Annotated in this window: 6 protein-coding genes; 4 read left to right on the forward strand and 2 right to left on the reverse strand. The window is 50.3% G+C overall.

The genetic code is table 11. The features are described 5' to 3' along the window. Positions 1-46 precede the first annotated feature (46 nt). Positions 47-961, reverse strand: a complete 915-nt coding sequence (gene ygfZ / locus ACZND6_RS10020; RefSeq protein ID WP_300876363.1) for a CAF17-like 4Fe-4S cluster assembly/insertion protein YgfZ — start codon at positions 959-961, stop codon at positions 47-49. A 146-nt stretch (positions 962-1,107) separates the two neighbouring features. Here ygfZ and mltG point away from each other — a divergent pair, with 146 nt between their 5' ends. Genes mltG through ACZND6_RS10035 form a run of 3 tightly spaced genes read left to right on the forward strand, consistent with a single transcriptional unit; the run spans position 1,108 to position 3,773 of the window. Then, complete coding sequence (mltG, locus tag ACZND6_RS10025) at positions 1,108-2,127, forward strand: endolytic transglycosylase MltG (protein WP_293737948.1); 1,020 nt, start codon at positions 1,108-1,110, stop codon at positions 2,125-2,127. 3 nt (positions 2,128-2,130) lie between these two features. Further along, positions 2,131-2,739 carry a dTMP kinase gene (gene tmk / locus ACZND6_RS10030; protein ID WP_293737947.1) on the forward strand — a complete coding sequence of 203 codons (609 nt, stop codon included), beginning with the start codon at positions 2,131-2,133 and terminating at the stop codon, positions 2,737-2,739. Further along, a complete protein-coding gene (locus ACZND6_RS10035) occupies positions 2,730-3,773 on the forward strand; it encodes a DNA polymerase III subunit delta' (protein WP_300816880.1) in 1,044 nt (347 codons plus the stop codon). Before tmk ends, ACZND6_RS10035 begins: the two co-directional genes overlap by 10 nt. On the opposite strand, the gene ACZND6_RS10040 is transcribed toward ACZND6_RS10035, so the two are convergent. Then, the gene (locus ACZND6_RS10040) at positions 3,770-5,329 is read right to left on the reverse strand and encodes a tyrosine-type recombinase/integrase (RefSeq protein ID WP_293737945.1); all 1,560 of its coding nucleotides are present in this window, start codon (positions 5,327-5,329) and stop codon (positions 3,770-3,772) included. The two genes, ACZND6_RS10035 and ACZND6_RS10040, sit on opposite strands and share 4 nt — an antisense overlap. A gap of 220 nt (positions 5,330-5,549) precedes the next feature. Between ACZND6_RS10040 and ACZND6_RS10045 the strand changes: the two genes are divergently transcribed. Next, positions 5,550-6,200 carry a Spy/CpxP family protein refolding chaperone gene (locus tag ACZND6_RS10045; protein WP_489524627.1) on the forward strand — a complete coding sequence of 217 codons (651 nt, stop codon included), beginning with the start codon at positions 5,550-5,552 and terminating at the stop codon, positions 6,198-6,200. Positions 6,201-6,448: the final 248 nt, after the last annotated feature.

Genomic DNA, 6,448 nt, shown 5'->3' on the forward strand with positions numbered 1-6,448 from the left:
AAACCGGAGCTCGCAGGCTCCGGTCTTTTAGAGAAAAGCGTTTAAATTAGATCACGCTGGCAGGAACCGTGACTTCATAAGGAAGCGGCAGGATTTCTACCGGTACATCCTTAACATACAGTTCGGAAGCCATGTATTCATAAGTCAGCACGAACAGGAAATGTTCGCCGTCGCACTGAACCACACGTCCCATCGGTTCGTTTTCCATGAAGACTTCCGTGCCTTCGTCAAGACCTTTAACTCCTCTGGCTACGCCTAAGAACATACGGCGTTTTACCTTGCCGAGGTTTTCAGTCTTGGAGACGATTTCCTGACCGGTGTAGCAGCCTTTGTTAAAGGCAATACCGCCGATCAAGTCCATATTCAGTGCCTGCGGCAGCCATTCGAGAGATTCGGGTTTCTCGATTAAAGCAATACCTTCTTCCATCAGCGAGCGAGCCAGGCGGTTGTGGGCTTTGATCGGAGCGTACATGTCATCAGGGATCTTGCCGATAGCCACGAATTTGCCGTGCATTCCCTGTGCGTCATTGGAGGGAAGACGAACAACGATAACGGAATCACCGACCAAGGCCTGCATCGGTTCGCGCGGAAGGGCCGGGCACGGACGGTCGATAGCCTTGGCATCGTCGGAGCAGAAATAGGTGATCGGTTCGGGAAGAATTTCGATTTCGACTTTGCTTCTCAAAATGAACTTGCTCAGACGATCAACTTCGTCCTGAGCAATGGATTTCGGCATAAGCATTCCGAAGCCGTTCGGAATTCTGACGATTAAAGAGGTAGCGGCGGTACGTCCTTGGTGGTTGCAAGCAGCCGTCCAGCGAGCGTCTGTCGGTCCCATTGCCTTTACATTCTGGGTCAGCATTCCTTGGAGAAAGTTTTCAGCGTCTTCGCCGCGAACAGCGACAAATACAAAATCTTGTTCTTCGCTGAATGTCCAGGAATTTAGTTCAAGCATGCTCATTTGTGCATTACTCCTTAATCAAAACATGTTGATAAATTAACAGATCGAAAACAATTCCGACCGATAGCCTCGACAAAGTGAGCAGACAAACCTCAAATTGTCGCTATCATGCTGTTTGAGTTGTGTTAATTCGATAGCGTGTCAGTATGAGATTTGTGGTCAAACTGCTAGCCGCCTGCGGCCTTGTGGCCTTGCTGGCTTTCGGCCTTCTCGGCGGTGCTTACTATTACGTAAACGTGCGGCCGGTGCCTTTTGAAGGAAACCCTCCGGAGGTCGTGATTAAAGTAGACAAGGGCAGTACGATCCGCTCAATTGCCAACTCGCTCAAGCAAGCCGGGGCGGATGTTGATCCGTCAATCCTTACCCGAGCATTCTCTTTTTATGATCAGGATAAATCGGTTCATGTGGGTTACTACCGAATCCCGAACCCATCCACGATCCGAGAGATCGTCGATAAGTTCTCCTCAGGCGACGTGATCATGAGCAAGTTCACGCTGGTTGAGGGTACAGAGACCGCAAAGTTTTTGGCGCGCATTAAAAATTCCGAAGATTTAGATCACGCAGACCCCGATCTTGACCTCAAAACAGTCATGTCCGTCGTCCACGCGCCGGAAGGCACACACCCGGAGGGTCAGTTCGCTACAGATACATTTGTATTTGCTAAAGGTTCTCCCGATACGCTGGTGTTAAGACGCGCTTACCGCGAGCAGCAGGAACGTATTAAAAAGGCTTGGGAAACACGTTCCCAAAATGTTGCCGTTAAATCTCCCTATGAACTATTGATCCTCGCCAGCATTATTGAAAAAGAAACCGGTCAGAACTCCGATCGCGCCTTAGTTTCCAGTGTCTTTAACAACCGCTTGAAACGCGGCATGCTGCTTCAGACTGACCCGACGGTAACTTACGGAATCGAAAACTTTGACGGCAAAATCACCAAGAAACACTTGAGAACCGACCATCCGTATAACACGTACACGCGTCCGGGTCTTCCCCCGACGCCGATCTGCAACCCCGGCTTAGCCGCGATTGAAGCAGCCGCACACCCGGCTGATACGGGTTATTTATACTTTGTGGCCATGGGCAAGAGCGGCCAGACTAAATTCTCTAAGACACTCAAAGAGCATAATGCGGCCGTGCAGAAATATCTCAGAAGCCAGGGACTTTAAACAATGACAGAACGCGGGAAATTTATTACGGTTGAAGGCGTTGACGGCGCCGGCAAAAGCACTCAGTTCGAAGTGATCGCCAATGCGCTCAAAGAGAAGGGCATCGATTTTGTGAGAACCCGAGAGCCGGGCGGTACGGAAAGCGCAGAGAAGATCCGCGAGCTTCTGTTAAATGAGCCGATGACTGCAAAGTGTGAACTCCTGCTAATGTTTGCTGCGCGTCAGGAAAATCTCGCAAAAATCATTCGTCCGGCGTTAGAAGCTGGTAAATGGGTTCTCTGCGACCGCTTCACGGATGCTTCCGTTGCCTATCAAGGCTACGGCCGCGGTCGAAGTCTGGAAGAAATTGAGATACTCGCCAACTTCGTGCATCCGGATATCAAACCGGATAAAACCGTCATCTTTGACTTGCCCACCGAAGTTGCAGCGGCCCGTTTGTTCCGCAAACTGGATCGATTTGAACAGGAAGATGCTGACTTTCATCGAAGAGTGCGTCAAGGCTATCTGGAAATCGCAAAGAGAGAACCCGAGCGATGCGTCGTCATTGATGCTCAGGGAACGCCGGAAGAAGTCTCCGCACGAGTGCTCAAGGAGGTTGAGACATGGGTTTAGCCCCGTATCCGTGGCTTGAGCGGCCGGCGGAAGTCTTGGCCAAGATGCTCAATAAACTTCCCGGAGGCATTTTGATTTACGGTCCGCGAGGATGCGGCGTGTTTGAACTGGCTTCGCGCTTTGCCGCAGCTGTAGTGTGTCAGCACCCTGTAGACGGCGCGCCTTGCGGCATTTGCGAAGAGTGCAAACTTATTTTCAGCGGAAACCATCCCGACCTTCGCTACGTCTTAAGCGAAACTGAGGCAGCGCTTCACCCCGAACCTTGGAACGGTAAGTTCGGAGAAATTCCGAAAGGAAAAAGCCTGTCCAAACAAATTCTGATTGAGCAGGTTCGAGGTATCGGTGAATATCTCTCCGTGACCGCCCATCGTGCGGGTCACAGAGCCGTCGTTATTTATCCGGCCGACTCTATGTCGGGCGACCAAAGTTCGGCACTGCTTAAGACACTGGAAGAGCCGCCTGAAGGCGCGGTACTTATTCTGGTTGCCGACGACATTAACTCAATTCTTCCGACGATCCGTTCCCGCTGCCAGTTGGTTCGCTGCACACCTCCGACGCGGGAGCAGGGCATTGCTTACCTCAAGTCTCAGAAGGTCCGAAATCCTGAAGGAGAGCTCACGCGTTTAAGCGGCAGACCGCTTCTGATTCATGAGGCTGACCCCAACCTCACACTGGATAAAAAAGACGAAGCCAAGTATCTGGAAATGCTTGCCTTAGGTCCTGCGTTGTCCAGTGTTCAAGTGCTGTCAGCCTTTCAAAAGGATATACCGGTGGGACCTGTCGTTTCTATCATGCAGCGATGGTATTGGGATCTGATGGCGGTACTCTCGGGCGCCGAGCCGAGGTATTTTCCGGAACACATTGAAGCTTACAAACGTCAGGTGAAGGGCACGGATTTTCAGAAGCTGGTTCGTTTTAACCAGACGCTGATGCAGGCTAACCGCAGCAAGGATCATCCTTTGAGCAAACGTCTCGTTCTTCAGGATCTGTTCATCACGTGGGCTAAGACGCTTGCTGACGCTGGAAAAAATTAGGATTTAAGCTTCTTAAAACCTTCCAGGACTTCTGTCTGGTCGGGAGAGATGTACCTGGTAGTTGTGTTCACAGATGCATGTCCCATGGCTGTTTGAACGACGTTCACCGGCATCACCTCCAGGCTGGCGACCGCAAAGGTATGGCGCAGCCAGTGCAGAGAACTTCCGAGGAGCTTAGCGGCGTCGCGCGGATTTTTCTTTCGGACGTCGTTGGCTACTTCCTCTAGGAAGGTGTGCAGGACGATATAGAGCCCGGATCGCGATAAACCTTCTTTATCTGCGCCTTTATTGCCGATGCGGAAGCTCGCAATCAGAGGCACATCTTTTCCAGTAGGTTCAAAAAGCGGAGGGCGTTTTCTGGCGGCGAGATAACGAGAAATCTTGTCGACCTGCTCGGAAGACAGCGGCAGGCGTCTTTGTTTGTCACCTTTCCCGACGATATCAATGACAACGGTTTCTTCATCTCCGAAACGCGAGTATTCAATCCAGCCGCAGCGCGCGTTGATCATTTCGCTCGCGCGCATGCCGAGTTCTTTTCCTAGGACAAAAAGCACCTCGAGGCGCATACGGACAAGGTCAAGCGGCAGCTGAGCAAGATGGGTCTTAATCTCTTCCCACTGGGCCGGCGATAAGGAACGGTCGGCAAATTCTTTCGGTTTGCCTTCGCCCGGTAAAAAACGAACCTTCGCAGGAATCTGGTCAAAAGGATTGAATTTCAGATAACCGGTCTTATGAAGGAACGAAAAGAGCTGCCGAACGATTGTTGAGGCGGCCTTCCTGCTCGTGTAGGCAAGCGAAGAGTTAAAAGGTTTCCAATCCGGTGATTCTCGGGGCGTATTCTTCGGTCCGATCCAAGTTTCCTGAGGATATATCCAGGATTTCTGCCAGTTTTCGGGCGTTTCTCTCCCGATCATTTCGAGCCATTTGAGGTATTCTGAACATTCTTCTAAACGCGCGGAGGAAAGGGCGACTCTTTTCTCCAAAAGACACCACAGTAAAAATCTTTCGGCTTCCCTTCGGTACGCTGCCTGAGTGTTGGCATTTGTCCCTTTCGCTTTAAGCCAGAGGCGGATAGCTTCAATGTCTGTGTTGACGTTTAAGGCGCAGTCCTGTCGGTCCCCTCGGTTCGTTCCGGAAGATCCGTCCAAAGCCTTAGGAGGCGTTAGAAACTCAAGCGGACGAATTTCACTGTTTTTAAGCGGCTGTCCCAGCCGGCGGCCGGTTTTTTGTTTTTTATTGATTTCGGACCAAAGCGGAGCGCCGACATCTTCAACCTTTTGTCCGTAATAAGATTTGGAAAGGTCTCGGGCTCTTGTTTCTAGAACCGGTGGAAAATCAATCGGCGCTCCGCCGAGTTTTTTTGAATAAAGCCAAGAAAGGATTCCGTTGCTTCTTTCTTTGTTTAGATCCAAACGCGTTGCCCAGCGTTCCGGGTCTCCATACATGGCATCAATCAAATCATCAAGACAATTTATTCCTTTAGATTCAAGATGTTCCGCAACTTCAGATAAAAAATACTGATTGAGAGGAAGATCAAAGTCAAAATCAGAGGCCATTGGCAAACACGACAAAAAATAGAAAAATTCCGGAAGAACCCAAGTATAGAGAATTTACAAACGACCGAAAAATGTAACTATTTAGCGTGAAAAGTTCGGAATTGTAATCCTTTTTGAGAGGCCGAAACAAACTTTAACTTTTCGGAGAACTGCTTTTAGCAAGCCTGATATAGTGCAGTTAGGGCGCTGAGTTGGCGCTTATCTCAAAGGAAGGACAACGATGAATACTAAAAAGATTTTTTCTTCTGCAGCCTTAGCTGTTTCCCTTACTCTCGCCGCCGGTGCTGCATTTGCATGGGGTTGCGGAGCCGGCCCCATGATGGGTTACGGTCCTGGCTGTCAAGTCGGTCCGCAGGGTGCCTATCCCGGCTGCCAGCATGGTCCCAACGGGATGATGCGTCAGGGATATCCCTGCTGGTCCTACGGCCCGCAAGGCGCTCAGGGAGCAAGAGACTTCCGCCCTGGCTTTGAACAAAGAAAAGTTTACCTGCGCGGGGCTCTCAATCTTACCGATGCTCAAAAACCAGCTTTTGAAGCTTATTTCGGTGCCGTTGATGCCTATCATCAGATGAAACGCCCCCAAGGCGTTCAAGGTCAGACACGACAGGATATTTTGAATCAGCGTTTGGCTTTCCAGAAAACTCGTGTTGAAGCCCTGCAGAAAGCCATCGACGCTCGTCAGGAGCTCATGAAAGTTTTAACGCCCGAACAGGTTAAAGTGTTCGACGCCGTTGAATCCCGCACACACGCCAGAGGCCCGAGAGGCGGTTTTGGTCCCGGACACCGTGGTTACCATCACGGCGGCTACGGCATGATGTATCAGCAGGGTGTTCCTGCTCCCCAAGGCCAGCAGCAGGGCGGCAGACTCTAATCTCAGCAATTAGTCCCCAAACTCCCGTGAAATAGCCCGTGATTATTTTTGATCGGGCTATTTTTCTTCAACTAATTCTCTGATTCATTTAAACAAAAGATTTCAATGACAGCATTTTTATGCTATAATAGATCGGTATTTTGATAATGTAGGTCTATTTAAATGGGTCGCCCTAGAATTTACGATACTCCGCACTTCTGCCTCCACACTTACGTTAGGAAGGGACACACTTACGTCGAGGCTTACAG

It is taken from the genome of Parasutterella sp. (genome assembly GCF_057870745.1).